Source organism: Microbacterium sp. NPDC087868 (genome assembly GCF_044900755.1).
Taxonomy (GTDB): Bacteria; Actinomycetota; Actinomycetes; order Actinomycetales; family Microbacteriaceae; genus Microbacterium; species Microbacterium galbinum.
Window position 1 is genome coordinate 30159 of record NZ_JBJDNO010000002.1, and the last position, 14783, is coordinate 44941.

General features: G+C 65.1%; 18 protein-coding genes. 8 read left to right on the forward strand and 10 right to left on the reverse strand.

Going from position 1 to position 14783, the window contains the following annotated elements:
- Window positions 1-8: 8 nt before the first annotated feature.
- The 4 genes from ACI2JZ_RS05610 to ACI2JZ_RS05625 all read right to left on the reverse strand — a co-directional run bounded on the left by ACI2JZ_RS05610 (window position 9) and on the right by ACI2JZ_RS05625 (window position 2252).
- A complete protein-coding gene (locus ACI2JZ_RS05610) occupies window positions 9-443 on the reverse strand; it encodes a hypothetical protein (RefSeq protein WP_404596804.1) in 435 nt (144 codons plus the stop codon).
- Window positions 443-1126, reverse strand: coding sequence for a DUF433 domain-containing protein (locus ACI2JZ_RS05615; protein ID WP_404596805.1), 684 nt, complete (start codon window positions 1124-1126; stop codon window positions 443-445). Before ACI2JZ_RS05615 ends, ACI2JZ_RS05610 begins: the two co-directional genes overlap by 1 nt.
- Before the next feature lie 107 nt (window positions 1127-1233).
- Entirely contained in the window at window positions 1234-1845 is a 612-nt protein-coding gene (locus tag ACI2JZ_RS05620; RefSeq protein ID WP_404596806.1) for a hypothetical protein, read from the reverse strand.
- A 101-nt stretch (window positions 1846-1946) separates the two neighbouring features.
- The gene (locus tag ACI2JZ_RS05625; RefSeq protein WP_247623814.1) at window positions 1947-2252 is read right to left on the reverse strand and encodes a helix-turn-helix transcriptional regulator; all 306 of its coding nucleotides are present in this window, start codon (window positions 2250-2252) and stop codon (window positions 1947-1949) included.
- 82 nt (window positions 2253-2334) lie between these two features.
- Between ACI2JZ_RS05625 and ACI2JZ_RS05630 the strand changes: the two genes are divergently transcribed.
- Window positions 2335-3615 carry an MFS transporter gene (locus tag ACI2JZ_RS05630; RefSeq protein ID WP_404596807.1) on the forward strand — a complete coding sequence of 427 codons (1281 nt, stop codon included), beginning with the start codon at window positions 2335-2337 and terminating at the stop codon, window positions 3613-3615.
- A 120-nt stretch (window positions 3616-3735) separates the two neighbouring features.
- Here the strand turns inward: ACI2JZ_RS05630 and ACI2JZ_RS05635 are convergent, their stop codons facing one another.
- The 4 genes from ACI2JZ_RS05635 to ACI2JZ_RS05650 all read right to left on the reverse strand — a co-directional run bounded on the left by ACI2JZ_RS05635 (window position 3736) and on the right by ACI2JZ_RS05650 (window position 6446).
- Entirely contained in the window at window positions 3736-3972 is a 237-nt protein-coding gene (locus ACI2JZ_RS05635) for a hypothetical protein (protein ID WP_404596808.1), read from the reverse strand.
- Window positions 3965-4528: a hypothetical protein gene (locus ACI2JZ_RS05640; protein ID WP_404596809.1), complete on the reverse strand. Its 564-nt coding sequence runs from the start codon at window positions 4526-4528 to the stop codon at window positions 3965-3967. Before ACI2JZ_RS05640 ends, ACI2JZ_RS05635 begins: the two co-directional genes overlap by 8 nt.
- A gap of 11 nt (window positions 4529-4539) precedes the next feature.
- Window positions 4540-4863 (reverse strand): hypothetical protein, encoded by a 324-nt coding sequence (locus ACI2JZ_RS05645; protein ID WP_404596810.1) that lies wholly within the window; start codon window positions 4861-4863, stop codon window positions 4540-4542.
- 179 nt (window positions 4864-5042) lie between these two features.
- Window positions 5043-6446, reverse strand: coding sequence for a hypothetical protein (locus ACI2JZ_RS05650; protein WP_404596811.1), 1404 nt, complete (start codon window positions 6444-6446; stop codon window positions 5043-5045).
- Between the two features lie 542 nt (window positions 6447-6988).
- Between ACI2JZ_RS05650 and ACI2JZ_RS05655 the strand changes: the two genes are divergently transcribed.
- Both ACI2JZ_RS05655 and ACI2JZ_RS05660 read left to right on the forward strand, forming a co-directional pair.
- Window positions 6989-7930, forward strand: a complete 942-nt coding sequence (locus tag ACI2JZ_RS05655) for an ADP-ribosylglycohydrolase family protein (RefSeq protein ID WP_404596812.1) — start codon at window positions 6989-6991, stop codon at window positions 7928-7930.
- A 74-nt stretch (window positions 7931-8004) separates the two neighbouring features.
- On the forward strand, window positions 8005-8532 hold the full coding sequence (locus ACI2JZ_RS05660; protein WP_404596813.1) for a DUF2510 domain-containing protein: 528 nt from the start codon (window positions 8005-8007) through the stop codon (window positions 8530-8532).
- Between the two features lie 28 nt (window positions 8533-8560).
- Here the strand turns inward: ACI2JZ_RS05660 and ACI2JZ_RS05665 are convergent, their stop codons facing one another.
- Window positions 8561-9463 (reverse strand): restriction endonuclease, encoded by a 903-nt coding sequence (locus ACI2JZ_RS05665; protein ID WP_404596814.1) that lies wholly within the window; start codon window positions 9461-9463, stop codon window positions 8561-8563.
- A gap of 100 nt (window positions 9464-9563) precedes the next feature.
- On the opposite strand from ACI2JZ_RS05665, the gene ACI2JZ_RS05670 reads away from it, so the two are divergent.
- Complete coding sequence (locus ACI2JZ_RS05670) at window positions 9564-10508, forward strand: G5 domain-containing protein (protein ID WP_404596815.1); 945 nt, start codon at window positions 9564-9566, stop codon at window positions 10506-10508.
- The gene (locus ACI2JZ_RS05675) at window positions 10505-11584 is read left to right on the forward strand and encodes a hypothetical protein (protein WP_404596816.1); all 1080 of its coding nucleotides are present in this window, start codon (window positions 10505-10507) and stop codon (window positions 11582-11584) included. The genes ACI2JZ_RS05670 and ACI2JZ_RS05675 overlap by 4 nt, the downstream gene beginning before the upstream one ends.
- Here ACI2JZ_RS05675 and ACI2JZ_RS05680 read toward each other — a convergent pair.
- On the reverse strand, window positions 11577-11984 hold the full coding sequence (locus ACI2JZ_RS05680) for a (deoxy)nucleoside triphosphate pyrophosphohydrolase (RefSeq protein WP_404596817.1): 408 nt from the start codon (window positions 11982-11984) through the stop codon (window positions 11577-11579). The two genes, ACI2JZ_RS05675 and ACI2JZ_RS05680, sit on opposite strands and share 8 nt — an antisense overlap.
- Before the next feature lie 54 nt (window positions 11985-12038).
- On the opposite strand from ACI2JZ_RS05680, the gene ACI2JZ_RS05685 reads away from it, so the two are divergent.
- Genes ACI2JZ_RS05685 through ACI2JZ_RS05695 form a run of 3 tightly spaced genes read left to right on the forward strand, consistent with a single transcriptional unit; the run spans window position 12039 to window position 14570 of the window.
- The gene (locus ACI2JZ_RS05685) at window positions 12039-12377 is read left to right on the forward strand and encodes a nucleotide pyrophosphohydrolase (protein WP_404596818.1); all 339 of its coding nucleotides are present in this window, start codon (window positions 12039-12041) and stop codon (window positions 12375-12377) included.
- A complete protein-coding gene (locus ACI2JZ_RS05690) occupies window positions 12374-14116 on the forward strand; it encodes a DNA/RNA helicase domain-containing protein (RefSeq protein WP_404596819.1) in 1743 nt (580 codons plus the stop codon). The genes ACI2JZ_RS05685 and ACI2JZ_RS05690 overlap by 4 nt, the downstream gene beginning before the upstream one ends.
- A 19-nt stretch (window positions 14117-14135) precedes the next feature.
- Window positions 14136-14570 (forward strand): polynucleotide kinase, encoded by a 435-nt coding sequence (locus tag ACI2JZ_RS05695; protein ID WP_404596820.1) that lies wholly within the window; start codon window positions 14136-14138, stop codon window positions 14568-14570.
- The last annotated feature ends 213 nt before the right edge of the window (window positions 14571-14783 follow it).

Genomic DNA, 14783 nt, shown 5'->3' on the forward strand with positions numbered 1-14783 from the left:
CGGGTTCGTTATCCGCTGTTGGGAGCGCTCACGCCGGGTAGCTGGATCGGTCTGAGCCCGGATACGTTCAGCGCCAGCGCCCAGGGACCCGGGCCGCGCTTGATGATCTCGCGTCGCAGTCGTTCCTCGTGCCGCAGGAAGAGGTCGGCCTGGTCGAGCGGGCGCAAGTCCTGCTTGGCTCCGATCCACACCGAGCGGATGCCGTACGACACGTAGGAGGCGAGCTCCGCCGGGCGCGTGCGGATGCGTCGATCTCGGCTGACGACGATGTATCCGGCTGCGCCGACCTGCGGCATCCAGTCGAGGTCGGTCGTGCCGAGCGGGATCGACGGAAGAGAAGGATGCCCCGGATGGACGATGTCGTCACGCCCCTGGCGGATCAGTATCTTGGCCATGCCCAGCGCATTCTCGTCGGCGAAGTACACCGGCGAGAACGCACCCATCAGGCCGCCCGGTCGCTGCCGGCGATCAGTTCGAATCGGATGGCCGCGTCGACCTGCGCCGGGGAGAGTTCGTAGAGGTCGGCAAGCTCTTCGCGCGAGCTGCCGGCACGGTAGTCCTCGGCGAGCACATCGGTGCGCACGTTGCGGATGGCCGGCTGACCGAACGTGCGCGCGGGGTCCATGATGACGTCAGGAGTGCGCGGATCTGGGCGGAAGCGGTGCACCGTTCCGCCCTCGTAGTCGACGGCGTCGCGGAATCGTTCGGTGGCCTCGGTCATCATGCTCTGACCATTGCGGACGACGACGAGTTGCAGCGGGCGCTCGAGGCCGACCTTGTCCTGCACGATGCGCACGAGCTCGCGCCCCTCGACCTCGAGGAACGGTCGAGCCTGCGCGAGCGGATAGGTGCCGAACTCCTCGCGAAGCTGGTCGATCGCCGGACGAAGGCGCTGCACCGAGACATCCTGCTGCCGGAACTCCGCCAGCAGACGCGCTTCGACCATCTCACCCCACGTGACGACTTCCGCGCCTGTCGGCTTCTCGCGCAGAACGGGGTCGTAGAACTTGCCCGAACGGGCGTATCCCTCGAGCCAGCGCCGGGAGGTACCTCCTCGTAGACCGACCAGACGATCGACATCCGGATAGGAGTAGATCGCCCGATCGAGCAGAGAGGTGGTGGCCATGCGATCCATCATGACATTCGACAGTGGCGGGGAGGGGATTGCGCGAGAAGGTGTGGAGAGCGGCCGCCCTAGGCGCCCTCGTACTCTTTGCTCCCCCGCGACGAGCGTCAGGTTGGCGAAGGGGCCTTGTCTGTGGACTTCTTGTATCGCCATGCATCCTTCTCAGTGGTCTCAGCGAGGACACCATGTCCGTCGCGATACCACCATCGCCCGGAGGCGTCATGGAACGTCAGCTCCACATAGGGCGCCGCATGGCGACCCCGGCGCCTCCCCCAGATTCGCCAATCTCTCGTGGCATCGTCATGGACCTTCGGCCGCTCCGGCACACCCGGGGTCGGCGGAAGCACTCGTGCCCAGCCGGCGTAGAGGTTCGGAGATCCCGCGAGCTCGAACCCCAACCGTACGGAGTACACCGGCGCAGGAGAGAGGTTCTGCACATGAACCTCGACGCACTTCTCCCCGCCGGCCTCGACGACCACCGCCCACGCCGAAACCATCTCCGCCTGAGCACGCTCCTTCTCCTTCTCGAGCAGTTGCTCACGCTCGATCCGGGCGTCGTGGGCACGCTCGGCGAGGTCGTGGGCTTTGATCGCCAGCCCCCGAGCGTCACTTTCCGCCTGGTACGCCTTCCACGCGAAGTAGCCGGCTACGACGGCCGCTACTGCAGCGAGCGCCGTCGTGAGCGCTGCGATCGAGTCCGGATTCCATCCCCACTGCATTGCTGAGTTCCTGTCTATCTACGGGCACGGCCTCATCGAGGCTAGTGGCGGCCGCAAGACAGGAGATGCCGACAGGCGAGAGCTGGCGCTGAAATACCGATCTACTTCGCGAGCACCGAGTCCAGCAGCCCGGGGAACAGAGCGTCGAGGTCGTCGCGGCGCAGGGTCAGGCGTCGACGCCGGCCGTCGGGCTCGTTGCGGATGACGCCCGCCTCGCGCAGCACCTTCATGAAGTGCGACTTGGTCGACTTCGGCAGGTTCGGGTCGGTGGCGTGGCAGGCGGCCATGTCGAGCGGACCGTCGGCGAGCTGGCGCGTGATCGCGAGGCGCTCGGGGTCGCTGAGCGCGAAGAGCACGTCGGTCAGCTGGATCTCGGAGCGCTCCGGGTGCGGAAGATCGCCAGGCATGGTTCGAGAATAGTTGAACAATCGACGGATGGCGAGTACGGTCGGATGGTTCGATAAAACTCGAACGGTTGAGGAGCGCCGCATGACCAGTACCGAGTCGATCACCGTGCCGCCGCAGCGCGGTGGGGCCCTTCGTCAGGCTCAGGGACCCAGTGCGGCTCCGGGACCCGGTGCGGCTCAGGGACCCAGGGGCGCCGGCATCCGCTCCCGCCTCGGCTTCCCCCTCGCGGTCGTCGCACAGATCGTGATGATGATGGGTGCGAGCGCGCCGTCGCCGTTCTACCCGGTGCTCGCGCAGCAGATCGGGTTCGACGCGATCGTCATCAGCGCGGTGTTCGCCGTGTACGCGGTGGCGCTGCTGCTCACGCTCCTCACCGCCGGTTCGCTCTCCGACCACATCGGCCGGCGGCCGGTGGCGGTCGGCGGATTCCTGCTGCTCGCCGCCAGCATGGTGCTGTTCTGGCATGCGGATGCCGTCGCCACCCTGTTCCTCGCCCGCATCCTGCAGGGCGCGGCGAGCGGTCTGCTCATCTCGGCGCTCTCGGCGACCGTGCTCGACTTCGCCCCGGCCGGGCGCCCGAAGGCCGCGGCCCTCTGGAACTCGCTGAGCCCCGGAATCGGTCTCGCGTCCGGCGCACTCGTGTCGGCGGTGCTGCTCGACGTGACCGGCGAGGCCCTGCTCGACGTCTTCGCGCCGCTCACCACCGCGTACGTGCTGCTCGCCGCCCTGTTCTTCGCGATCCCCGAGACCGCACCGCGTCGGCCCGGAGTCTGGGCGTCGCTGAGCTTCCGGTTGTCGGTGCCCACCGGCATCCGTTCGGATTTCTGGCGCGGTGCGCCCGCGATCATCGCGGGCTGGGCGACCGGCGGGCTGTTCCTCTCGCTCGGTGCGAACATCGTGCGCGGCGAGCTCGGCGGCGAGGCGCACGTGTGGCAGGGGCTGGGCGTCGTGCTGCTCGCGGGTGTCGGTGCGGTGACGGCGTTCGCGATGCGTCGGATGCCGGCGCGCACGACCGTCCTGTTCGGCACGGCGGCCCTGGCCGTCGGAACCGCGCTGTCGCTCGCGGCGCTCTCGGTGCAGTCGCTCCCCTTCTATCTCGTCGCCGCGGGAGTCACGGGCATGGGCTTCGGCACGGCGTTCTCGGGAGTGGTCGCGTCGCTCGCGCCGAAGATCCCCGCGACCGAGCGCGCCGACACGTTCGCCGTGATCTACGTGCTGGCGTATCTCGCGTTCGGGGTGCCGGCCGTGGCGGCGGGGCTGCTCGTGGGCGTCGTCGGACTCGAGGCGGTGTGCTTCGGTTACGGCGTGGTCGTGATCACGCTGGCGGCGGTGGCGTTCGTGCTGCGGGTGCGGCGGGCGTAGGTGCGGGAGTTGCGGCCTCTTGTGCACGGATCGGTGCGGGTGCACGGATCGGTGCGAAATGTCGGTTCTGAGCGCCCATAACCGGAATACGGCACCGATCAGTGCACGCTTGCGCACCGATCAGTGCACGCGTCGGCGCTTCTCGCCCTGCGGAACCCAGGTCCACTGCAGCGCCGGGCCGTCGATCTGCTTCACGGTGAAGCGGCGGGCGCAGGTCGTGCACGCGACGCGGTACGTCATCGACCAGCCGGGCTCGGAGGTCTCGACGATCCGCACGCGGCCCGCGCGCTGCTCGTCGTTCGGGTCGGTGCGGTCGCCGTCGCGGTACAGATCGCAGCACGGATGCCGGTCACTCACCGGCATCCTCCGGCCAGGTCCAGCTCGCGTTCGCGTCGCGCACCTGCTTCTCGATGCGGCGGCGATGCGAGGCCGCGCGTTTGGTGTCGGCGTTGCCGAGCACCGGCCAGCGCCACTCGGCGGGGAAGATGTGGAGTGCGAGCGTCGTCGCGTCGGAAGCGTGCAAGTCGACGGCGTGCACGAGCGTGAACGCGTAGTCCTGCACCCGCCACACCGCACGCGGGAACGACACGAGCTTCTCCCGACTCAGCACGCGGCCGTATCCCTCGTCGGGGTCGAGCGGCGATTCCGCATGGAACCCGTCTCCTCCGTAGAAGTGGACGAACGCCATCTCGAGCTCGCGTCGGAGCGCCGGCATCCGTTCGTCGGGGTCGTCGCCCTCGGACCGTGCCAGCGGGAAGATCCTCACCCGGTCGTTCTCGACGATCCAGGGGCTGAGCGCGCGCCAGTCGACCTCGACGTCGGGGCGCCCGTCGGGTCCTCGACGCTCACCCCGCCGGATGCGCTGAATCTCGTCGACGATCGCAAGACCGTCGGCGACCCGCACGAACGACACAGCGGATGCCGTCAGCCGAGGTTCGCCTGGATCTGACCAGCGAGCTTGTCGACGGCCTTCTTGTTCTTGACGCCGTCCATGAGTGCCGGCGGGCGGTTGTGGTGCACGTTGAGCCAGAGATGCACGTCGGACCCGGATGCCGCCGGCACGACCGTCGCGCGCCCGATGAGCTCCCAGTTGAGCATCGTCTTGCGGGTCTGAAAGTCGATCTGCGTGCCGTCGGGGCTCTGCCCGAGCACCTTCGCCTTCGTGTCGGCGAGGGTCTTCTGCACGGCTGCAGCGGTGGCGGCGGCATCGGCGTTCGAGTGGAACGTGGTGGTGGCTTCGGATGACATGCGGGTCCCCTCCGGTTGGGATCGGTTGTCGGTGGGGCCAGATTAGCGGGTGGGACGGACGGGGTCGCGGAGGGTTGACAGCGACGTCCGGTTCCTGAGCGAGGAGCCGAGGGGCCGCACGTCGAGACTGGGTCCCTGAGCTTGTCGAAGGGCCCCGCGCCGAGGACACTCGGCCTCCCTCAGCCCCAGACGAACTCATCCCACTCCGGCGTATCGATCGCACCGACACAGAGCAACGCGACGATGAGTACGACCATGAAGAACAGGCTGAGGCCGATCGCCAGATTCGCCGCCCACTCGCCCCTCTGCTCCTGCTGACCTCGCGCGATCCGCGATCGGCGGATCTGCTGCTTGGCGATAACGCCGAGCACGATGCCGAAGGGAAGGAACGGGCTCAGCCATGGCGCGACGAGCGCGAGTCCGTTGAAAGTGGCGCCGTCGGACCGCTGCACGCCACTGTTCCGATTCTTCAGCTTCTTCACGAGCGCACGACGAACGACGAGCCCGAGCGCCTTCGGACGGCCGTCGTCGAATGGGACCAACGACCAGGCGGCGACGATCGCCGGAACGGCCACGTACACCAAAGCCCACGCCACCGTTGTCGTCGCAGGAACCAGGGAGTGTTCCGCGACCATCCATCGTGCGGAGATGCCGATAAGCAGGAGCCAGCTGACCGCGCCGACCAAGATCGTCCCGGTGATGATTCCCGAGACGGTGACCCAGTCACGCGCGATGATGTTGATGTACACGCGGGTGGCGACGGCGTAGACGACACCGGCGACGACCAGGGCGAGTATGACGAGTGCAATTGCCTGCCTCGGCAAGAGTTCGGGGGCCGAGGCGAACGACACGATCGCTGTCGCGGCCGGCGCACCCGCCAGCACGAAGGATTGCCACGCAACGCTGCGCGAAGTCACTTCGTCCCGGCGCTCCCCGACCATCCGCAGACCGACGAGCACCCGGCGCGCGACGCGGGCCCGGTAGAGGCGCCCCATCTCCGCTCGGTCGTACTCAGGGTCGGAAGCCACGCCCGCATCCGCCGCGATCACCGCGACGAATGCAGCGCACAACCACGGTCCGAAAACCCGAACGAAGTCGAGGGTCTCGGGCGCCCCGGCGAGCGCAGCCGGAGTCGAGTATGCGGCCAGCGCAACGGAGCTCGGCACGACCAGGTTCGCGATCGAGCAGAGGAAGCGGCGACGGGCGACAGCAGTCGCCGGGCGCGTCTCCGTCACCGAAGGGGTTCGGACCGCGAGCTGCAACGCGATCGCCAGCGCAGCGAGGATGCTGAAGCCGGCGAGCAGGATCGAGGCAGGCAGGGCAGCGAGGACCACCGTTGGCCCCACGTCAGTGACACCTGACCGTTCGCCGGCGGAAGAGGTCTGCGTCGTCCACGCGACGAAACCGAACGCCACCGCTCCGAAGACCCCGAGGATCGCACCGAACACCAACACCTTGCGGATTCGTGCGGTGTAATCGCCGTACTCCGCATCGATCTCAGCCGCCGATGGCCGCTGAACCGTCGAAGCCTGCGACGTCTTCTCGTCCTCACTCCGCTTTCGCCACCGACCGAACATCGTCACCTACCGTTTCGTCGAACACACATGTCTTCGGCACCGTATCGATGCTCGTGGACACCTATGCGCGACCGGCCGAAAGTGGCGCGAGGAATACCGGTCTACTTCGCAAAGGGCAGGCCGCAAGCTCCGAATCTCCACCGCGCTGGGACCCTTATCGAAGCGTCCCGCCTCGACGGCCCTATCCCCCTGCCTGCCGTAGGATGGGCCGCCGTCATCAACGGCCCACCCTGTGAGATCAGCGACGCGCGCAGTGATCACACAGCCGGTAGTTGTTCGTGCCCGACTGGCGATTGCGCAGCGGGATCTGCTTTCCGCTCACGCAGTCGTCATAGACGTGATGGACGTCCGGGTCCGAGGGATTGGTTGAGTGATAGGCAGGGACTCGCATATTGCTCCTTTGCAGACTTGACGCCGGAGAGGTACTCCGGCGTCTCAGTGATCAAGAGCATCGATGGCGCGACGTGATACATACGACCGCATGTTCTCGGTCGGGCCCGAGTAGCGTTCTGAGGAGATCCGCTTTCGCCGACCGGAAGGCCTCACCCATGCCCCTCACCACCCCTCAGCTCGACCGCGCGGTCGGCGCCGTGCTCGCCTCGGCCGCCGGGGATGCGCTCGGGTCGCAGTACGAGTTCGGTCCGGCGCTCGACGATGCGGTGACGCCCGCGTTCGGCGTCGGGCAGTTCGGGCACGGCGTCGGCGAGTGGACCGATGACACGAGCATGGCCGTGCCGATCCTCGACGTGCTCGCGCGCGGTGATCGACTGGAGGATGCCGCGTCGCGTGAGGAGATCGTCGGCCGCTGGATCGGATGGGCGCAGACCGCGAAAGACGTCGGCGCGCAGACCCGCGCAGTGCTCGCGCGCATTCCGCAGCCGTTCACCGAGGCCGATGTGCTCGCGGCGTCCCGCGCCGAGCACGACCGCGCCGGACGCAGCGGAGGCAATGGGGCGCTCATGCGCACGGGTCCGCTCGCGCTCGGGTATCTCGACCGGCCCGCCACGGAACTCGCGGCCGCCGCCGAAGCGATCTCGAAGCTCACGCATTGGGAGCAGGACAGCGCATCGGCCTGCATCCTCTGGTCGGCGGCGATCCGGCAGGCGATCCTCACCGGCGAGCTCGACGTGCGGGGCCAGCTCTCATTGCTGCCGGCGGCGGATGCTGCGCGCTGGGGCGCCTTGATCGATGAGGCGCTGGCGCCCGGGGCGCATCCGCGGGACTTCATGGCGCAGAACGGGTGGGTCGTGCGGGCGTTCCAGGGGGCGTTGGCTGCTGTGGTTGGGGCGTCGTCGCTGGTGGATGCGTTGGAGCGGGCCGTGCGGGGTGGGGCGGATACGGACACCGTCGCCGCGATCGCCGGGGCGTTGGGCGGGGCCGTGTGGGGTGCGTCGGGGCTGCCTGGGGAGTGGGTGGGGGTGTTGCACGGGTGGCCGGGGTATTCGGCGGGGGATCTGCGGGGGCAGGTTGAGGCGGCGATGGAAGCCTGATCGCGCGGTTGACGATACGCTCAGCGTGAGCATGCGATTGCATAGTTATGCACTTGAGGAAGGAACGATTTGCGATGAGTTCGACCGCGCCCGGGTGGTACCCCAACGGCGAGCAATGGGAGACGTACTGGGATGGCACGCAGTGGACTGATCAACATCGGCCGGTAGCCCCTGCAGGGATGCCCGCTCCGCCGGCTCCTCCCGCGACCGGCGGAAGCTTTGCGGCTCAGTCAACTACCGAATCGTTCGCGAGTGATGGCGCACTGCTGAAGTTCAAGTCGCACATCAATGGAAAGAACGCGGACGTTGCGATCTTTTCTGACCGCATCGAATGGCTGATGGCGCGCGGAGTCTCCGGCGCAAAGGTGACCGCTGGCGTCTTTACCGGCGGGTTGTCAATGCTTGCCACCGGGGTGAAGAACGGTAAGGCTGGCACTCAGATGATCCCGATGAAGTCCATCACAGGGGTGACTACCAAACGTGACGGCATGATCAACACCGTTGTGACTGTCACTTCGTCGAGTTCGACCATCGGATTCCGGATCTCGCACAAAGAAGCCGAACAGATGCGGCAGCTACTAAATCAACTCATCCTTGCCTGAGATCGCTCCACAACTGGTTACACCCGACTCAGGAAATCCCGTTGTGCATGAGCGTCTTGGCGCGCGCGTTCATCGCTTCGAGTCCGGCGTTCTCCACGTCGTAGACGAAGAGCGCGATGCCCGCGTTGTCAGCGAAATCCACGGCACCGGATGCATAGCCGACGCTCGTAAAGAAAAGGGCGTGGCGGCGTTGGCGATCGTTGGCCGCGACGCCAGCTAGCTCGCGAATGGGCGCGACGCCCACAGCCTTGGAGAAGTGCTTCACCTGCGCGAAGCTCTTCTGTCCGACGACATCCATGCCGCCGTCGCCCGTGTAGCTCGTGAGTTCGGCATCCGCCTCGCCGAGGTGACGCATCCACTGAGCGACAACCTCTTCCGCACCGCGCGGGGTAACGCCTTCCGGACGAGCGGACGGCGGCGGGAATGTCCGATGGCGCGACGGCTCGATGGGCATACCGACATTGCGGCGGCGTCCCTCCAGCACTGAAAGCGCCCCTTGGAAGGCTGCGTCGTGCAATTCAGCCACCGTTCGGTCGTGCTTTGCGCTCGCGCGCTTGGATGCAGAGCGTGAGCCAATGGAAAGCAGCGCGACCAGGGTGACGAGTAACGCCGTTACTCCGATGAACGGGAGTGGCGGGTACGTTGCCAGCCATACCCGCGGGGTTTCGATCCAGTCGGGCAGGTCCGGGATACCGGCGGGCAAAAGCCGGAGGACAGTGACCACAACCGCGACGATCGCCAGAACCGCCATCATTGCGACCCACGCCTGCCACGCTTCACTCGACCTGTCTTCGTCGGAACGGTGCAGGTTGATCTTGGGGCCGATCGTCCGGCGCAGGTGCTTGCGAAGCAACTCATCATCCACCCACGGATCCGGGATCGCGCGGGCGATGTCTCGCCCCATCTTGCTTGCCGTGTTCACAGATCTCACGCGATCATCCTGGCAGGAACGGGGGCGAGTAGATGCATCTGGATACAGATACCGAAATATCGGTATTGTTCACGCATACCCGAGTCGAAGGACGGCGACGATGCCCGATATGCCCCCAGGTTGGTACGCCGACCCGCACCAGCCCGCGCAGCAGCGGTGGTGGGACGGAGCGCAGTGGAGCGAGCACACCGCCCCACTCGGTCAGGCCCCTGCGGCGGCCGTCGCCGACGTGCCCGCGGCGAAGTCATCGCAGCTCAAGACCTGGCTGATTGTCGGCGGCGTCATCCTCGCGATCACGCTCCTTACCCGGAGCCTCGGGGTGCTGATGATGTTCGCCGGACTGTTCCTCTTCTTCGTCGCGATCTACGGGATCGTGCGAGGTTCTGCGAAGCTCTTTCGCGTCCGCTCTCGCGGGGCAGCGTTGGCCGCGCTCGGCATCGCGCTTGTGCTGATGTTGGCGGGGTCTGGGGCAAACGCTGCACTGGGTGGGCCCGGGTCGACTTCGAGCGAGGCGGGCTCGCCCGGCGCCTCTGCTGCCCCCCAGCCATTCGCAGCGACCCCGACGGCGAAGTCGACGCCGACCCCCACCCCGAAACCCACGACGTTCGAAGAGATCGAGGAGACGACGGCCATCCCGTTCGAGCGCACCGCCGTCGACGACCCCAACATCGATGTCGGCCAGGCGCCGATCACCACGGTGGGGGCGGATGGAACGAAGGTCACGACATACAAGGTGACCTACGTCGACGGCATCGAGGTGTCGCGCGACATCGTCACCGAGGCAGTGACGGTTGCACCGGTGAACGAGGTCACATCGAACGGGACCCGTCAGCCTCCTCCCCCGCCCGCGCCGGTGCCGCTGGTGCAGCCCGCCGCGGAATGCCACGGGAGCTATGCGGGCGTGTGTGTTCCGATTGCGTCGGATGTTGACTGTGAAGGTGGGAGCGGTGATGGGCCTGCCTACGTCCGCGGGCCCCTTCGCGTCGTTGGAGAAGACGTCTACGACCTTGACCGCGATGGCGACGGGATCGCGTGCGACAAATGAGTGGGGTGACTCCGGCAGTGCTCTCATTAGAGCTCGGCCTGAATCAGAAACGCATCCGCGAGTTCCTTCGAGATACCTACGGGAAGCTCCCCGCCGGCACATTCTGGAACCTCGATGAAGTCCAGGCCGCGTCAGTTCGGGCGAGGTTCTCCGGGCATACTCCGTTCTCTGAAGCCAAGCAGTGGACTCTCGAGATCGGAGACACTGTTCGGCGACGCGCGATCCATGACGCGTACGGAGGACAACGGCAAGGAGGCATCAGCACTCCTATCTCCATTCCAGACATCATCGTAATTACGAGCCAGGAAAGCGGATCACGCCACGGATACGATGCGTACGAAGGTCTTCAAGAAGACGGCTCGTTTTCCTACACCGGCGAGGGTCAGTACGGCCCACAAAAGTTCGAGCGTGGAAACGCCGCGATCAGAGACTCGGCAGAATCCGGCCGTCCGCTTCGCTTGTTTACCAAGCGCGGCGTCATGGTCACTTACGTAGGCGAGTTCACCACAGGGGAACCTTCCTACAGACTCGAGACCATCCCCGATTCAGATGGAAACCCCCGCGAGGGGATCATTTTCAACCTGGTGCCGGTCGACGGGGATATCGAAGCGCTCGATGCGGGCCCACAGCGTCTTAGATCAGCTATCCGCGTGTCTACGTGGAGTCCGCCGGATTGGTCCTCTTTCCTGCTGGGGAGGTCCACTTACCTCGGAGAACGCGAAGCCTCGCGCATCGAGTTCAAGCTTCAAGCAGACTTCGGTCAGTGGGTCCGCGAGCGCGGCGAAACTCCTCGCCGACTGCTGCTCGAGTCCGCCGGGGCCTCTATCGAGCCCGACATGTACGTCGAAGAGAGCGGGTGGATTGTAGAAGCGAAAAAGTCCCCAGCTCGCGCCTATGTTCGCACGGCCATAGGCCAGGTCCTTGACTATGCGCGGGTCGCTCGGGAAAGCGGGCGTAAAGCCGTGCCTGCGATCCTTCTTCCTTCCCGGCCAGTGCCCCACCTGGTAGAACTGATCCTGGAGCTTGGAATCAAACTCATTGTTCGCGACAACGATGGGTTTATCGTGCTCAGTTGAGGCCTCGTTTGACGATTTGCTCGACCATGGGCACATCGGGAGCTGCCCAGTCCAGCTGCGCCAGATCTTCAGCGCCGAGCCATCGCAACTCGTCGTGGTCAATGCTGAGTGTTGGCAGTTCGCCTAAGAGTTTTGCAAGGAAGCAGCTCAGGCGAATCGTCTGACTTCCAACCGAAGTGTCGTCAGTGCGAAGGCGAGCGCAAGTGACGATCTCGACATCCAGTTCTTCTCGAATCTCTCGGATCAATGCCTCTTCTTCCGACTCACGACGCTCGACCTTGCCCCCCGGAAATTCCCACTTCCCTCCGGCCGCTTTCTCCGGCCTTCGACGGCAGGCGAGGATCAAGCCCTCATGCTCGATGACAGCAGCGACGACCGCGATTACCGCATGCTCTCTCATTCATGCCTCCTCGATCAAAGTACTGCGTCTCAGACCACTGGTAGCGTCGGCGACATGCCATCTGACGAGACTCTCGCCGCCCTCCGCGACCTAGTCGCCGAACGCGACTGGGATCAGTTCCACTCCCCCGAGAACCTCGCGAAAAGCATCTCGATCGAGGCTGGCGAGCTTCTCGAGTGCTTCCAGTGGTCACCCGGCTTCGACCAGGAGCAGGTCGAGGCCGAACTCGCTGACGTCATCACCTACTGCATCCATCTGGCGAACAAGATTGGCGTCGATCTTGATGAGATCGTGCTTCGCAAACTTGAGTCCACGAAGGCTAAGTACCCGGTCGAGTTGGCCAAAGGACGAATGACCAAGTACACCAAGCTCGCCGAGGAGCCGCACGAGTGACAGCTTTCAGCATCGAGCACCTCCCCTTCAACCGCGAGGCTGTGGACTCCTGGTCTCGTGATGACGTCCGCCACACGAACTGGCCCGTCGTCTACGTGATCGATGGCGCGACAGGCCGCCGGATTCCTGGTCTGTACGTCGGTGAAACTGTGAGTACCGCAACGCGCATGCGGCAGCATCTCGCGGGTTCGAAGAAACATGACGGGCTGGAATCGATCCGGGTCGTCATCGACCACACCTTCAACAAGTCAGCTTGTCTTGATCTTGAATCCCACCTGATCCGCTGGTTCCATGGCGACGGGCAGTACGAGATCCTCAACGGCAACGACGGCCTCACCGACGCCCAGTATTACGACCGCGAGCTCTACCGCGAGTCGTTCCGAGACATCTTTGAAGCTCTACGTGCGCAAGGGATGTTCGCGCGAAGCATCCCTCAGATTGAAAACTCGGACCTGTTCAAGCTGTCGCCGTTCAAGGCGCTCACAGACGATCAGGCGGTCGCTGTCACGGACATCGTCGAAGGCATCCTCGAGGATCTCGGGCGCACTGATGTGCGCTCCAGTCTCGTGGTTCAGGGCAACCCTGGAACGGGGAAGACGATCATCGCAATCTTCCTGATGAAGCTTCTTGCTGACATTCGCGACTATCAAGATCACGATGACGTCGAACCAGACTCGATGTTCTCTGAGTTCTTTGTCCCTGAGAATCGACAGTTGCTCAGCACGCTCCGCATGGCACTCGTCGTCCCTCAGCAGTCGTTGCGCGAGTCGGTGAAGAAGGTGTTCAAGAAGACTCCGAAACTAGACGCGAGCATGGTGCTCTCACCCTTCCAGCTAGGCGAATCGAACACCGAGTTCGACCTAGTGCTCGTGGATGAGACACATCGGCTCGGCCAACGCGCGAACCAGGCGTCGGGCGTACAGAACAAGAAGTTCCGCGAGATCAACGCCGCGCTCTATGGGTTGGACCATCCGAAGTACACCCAACTCGACTGGATCAAGTCGCGGAGCAAGCATCAGCTTCTCTTGGTTGACGGCGAGCAGAGCGTTCGACCTCACGATCTCTCACCTGCGGTGCTCGTTAGGGAAATAGACGCGGCAAAGAACGCTCATCGTTTCTTCCGGCTGACGACGCAGATGCGCGTGCAGGCGGGCGCTGACTATGTCGAGTTCGTTCGGTCAACGCTGCGCGGAGAGCATCCGATGTTGCCCGACCTCGGAGACTACGATCTGCGCTTCTTCGACGATTTCGGTGCGATGCGAGCAGCAATCCGTCAGAAGGACGCGAATTTTGGGCTCTCTCGTCTGGTCGCTGGGTACGCATGGGACTGGGTCTCGAGGAAAAACCCTCAGGCCTTCGACATCGAACTGGATGGCGAACGCATGCGATGGAACGGCACCGATAAGGATTGGATCAACTCGCCTGGTTCGCTTGAAGAAGTCGGTTCCATCCACACCGTGCAGGGGTATGACCTCAACTACGCGGGTGTGATCATCGGACCTGACCTACGGGTTGACGCTGAGACCGGTCAGTTCATCGCTGATCGTGATGCCTACCGCGACAAGAAGGGCAAGGAGAACACCGGTCACTTGAAAGACGCTTTCTCCGACGACGATTTGCTGGTGTTCATTCGGAACATCTACGGGGTGCTACTGACCCGCGGGATGCGTGGGACCTACGTCTACGTGTGCGACCCCGAGCTGCGAGCGCGCTTCAAACAAACTTTCGCGAGCCGCTAGTCCGGATGACGACTGCATCATGACAAACAGTTCACTGCTACCCCGCACCTGGATCTTCGATGTCGACGGCACCCTCGCCCTCATCGGCGACCGCTCTCCGTACGACATGCGGAACGTCTCGATCGACACCCCACACCGTCCGGTCGTGATGGCGGCGCAGGCGCTCGCGGCACACCAGGATGTCGATGCGTTGCTCGTCGTGTCCGGGCGCGATGAGACCGCACGCCGGGCGACCGAAGCATGGTTGACGTTCAACGGAATCCCGTTCGATCGCCTGCTACTCCGCCGCACCGGCGACCAGCGCGCCGACAACATCGTGAAGGGCGAGATCTACGACTCGTTCATCGCGCCGCACTATGACGTCATCGGCGTCGTTGATGACCGCCGCAGCGTCGTCGAGATGTGGCGGGCGCGGGGGTTGGTTTGTTTTCAGGTCGCTGAGGGCGACTTCTGACGGTGTCTTGCGGCGGGACCCTTCGACAGGCTCAGGGACCCATGTGAGGACGCGGGGTGGGACCCTTCGACAGGCTCAGGGACCCGGTGAGTGAGGGAGGGGCACGATGGGGGGGGGGCGGCCGCCCCCCGGCGCCCCCCGGCCCCCCCCCCGGCGGGCCGCCGGCGGGGGGGGCGCGCGGGGCGGGCCGCCGGCGCGCCGCGCCCCCCCCCC

Bases quoted from the DNA above. Each gene is read 5' to 3' on its own strand.
- ACI2JZ_RS05610 (WP_404596804.1), bottom strand. From the start codon at position 443: ATGGGTGCGTTCTCGCCGGTGTACTTCGCCGACGAGAATGCGCTGGGC.
- ACI2JZ_RS05615 (WP_404596805.1), bottom strand. From the start codon at position 1,126: ATGGCCACCACCTCTCTGCTCGATCGGGCGATCTACTCCTATCCGGAT.
- ACI2JZ_RS05620 (WP_404596806.1), bottom strand. From the start codon at position 1,845: ATGCAGTGGGGATGGAATCCGGACTCGATCGCAGCGCTCACGACGGCG.
- ACI2JZ_RS05625 (WP_247623814.1), bottom strand. From the start codon at position 2,252: ATGCCTGGCGATCTTCCGCACCCGGAGCGCTCCGAGATCCAGCTGACC.
- ACI2JZ_RS05630 (WP_404596807.1), top strand. From the start codon at position 2,335: ATGACCAGTACCGAGTCGATCACCGTGCCGCCGCAGCGCGGTGGGGCC.
- ACI2JZ_RS05645 (WP_404596810.1), bottom strand. From the start codon at position 4,863: ATGTCATCCGAAGCCACCACCACGTTCCACTCGAACGCCGATGCCGCC.
- ACI2JZ_RS05655 (WP_404596812.1), top strand. From the start codon at position 6,989: ATGCCCCTCACCACCCCTCAGCTCGACCGCGCGGTCGGCGCCGTGCTC.
- ACI2JZ_RS05660 (WP_404596813.1), top strand. From the start codon at position 8,005: ATGAGTTCGACCGCGCCCGGGTGGTACCCCAACGGCGAGCAATGGGAG.
- ACI2JZ_RS05670 (WP_404596815.1), top strand. From the start codon at position 9,564: ATGCCCGATATGCCCCCAGGTTGGTACGCCGACCCGCACCAGCCCGCG.
- ACI2JZ_RS05675 (WP_404596816.1), top strand. From the start codon at position 10,505: ATGAGTGGGGTGACTCCGGCAGTGCTCTCATTAGAGCTCGGCCTGAAT.
- ACI2JZ_RS05680 (WP_404596817.1), bottom strand. From the start codon at position 11,984: ATGAGAGAGCATGCGGTAATCGCGGTCGTCGCTGCTGTCATCGAGCAT.
- ACI2JZ_RS05685 (WP_404596818.1), top strand. From the start codon at position 12,039: ATGCCATCTGACGAGACTCTCGCCGCCCTCCGCGACCTAGTCGCCGAA.
- ACI2JZ_RS05695 (WP_404596820.1), top strand. From the start codon at position 14,136: ATGACAAACAGTTCACTGCTACCCCGCACCTGGATCTTCGATGTCGAC.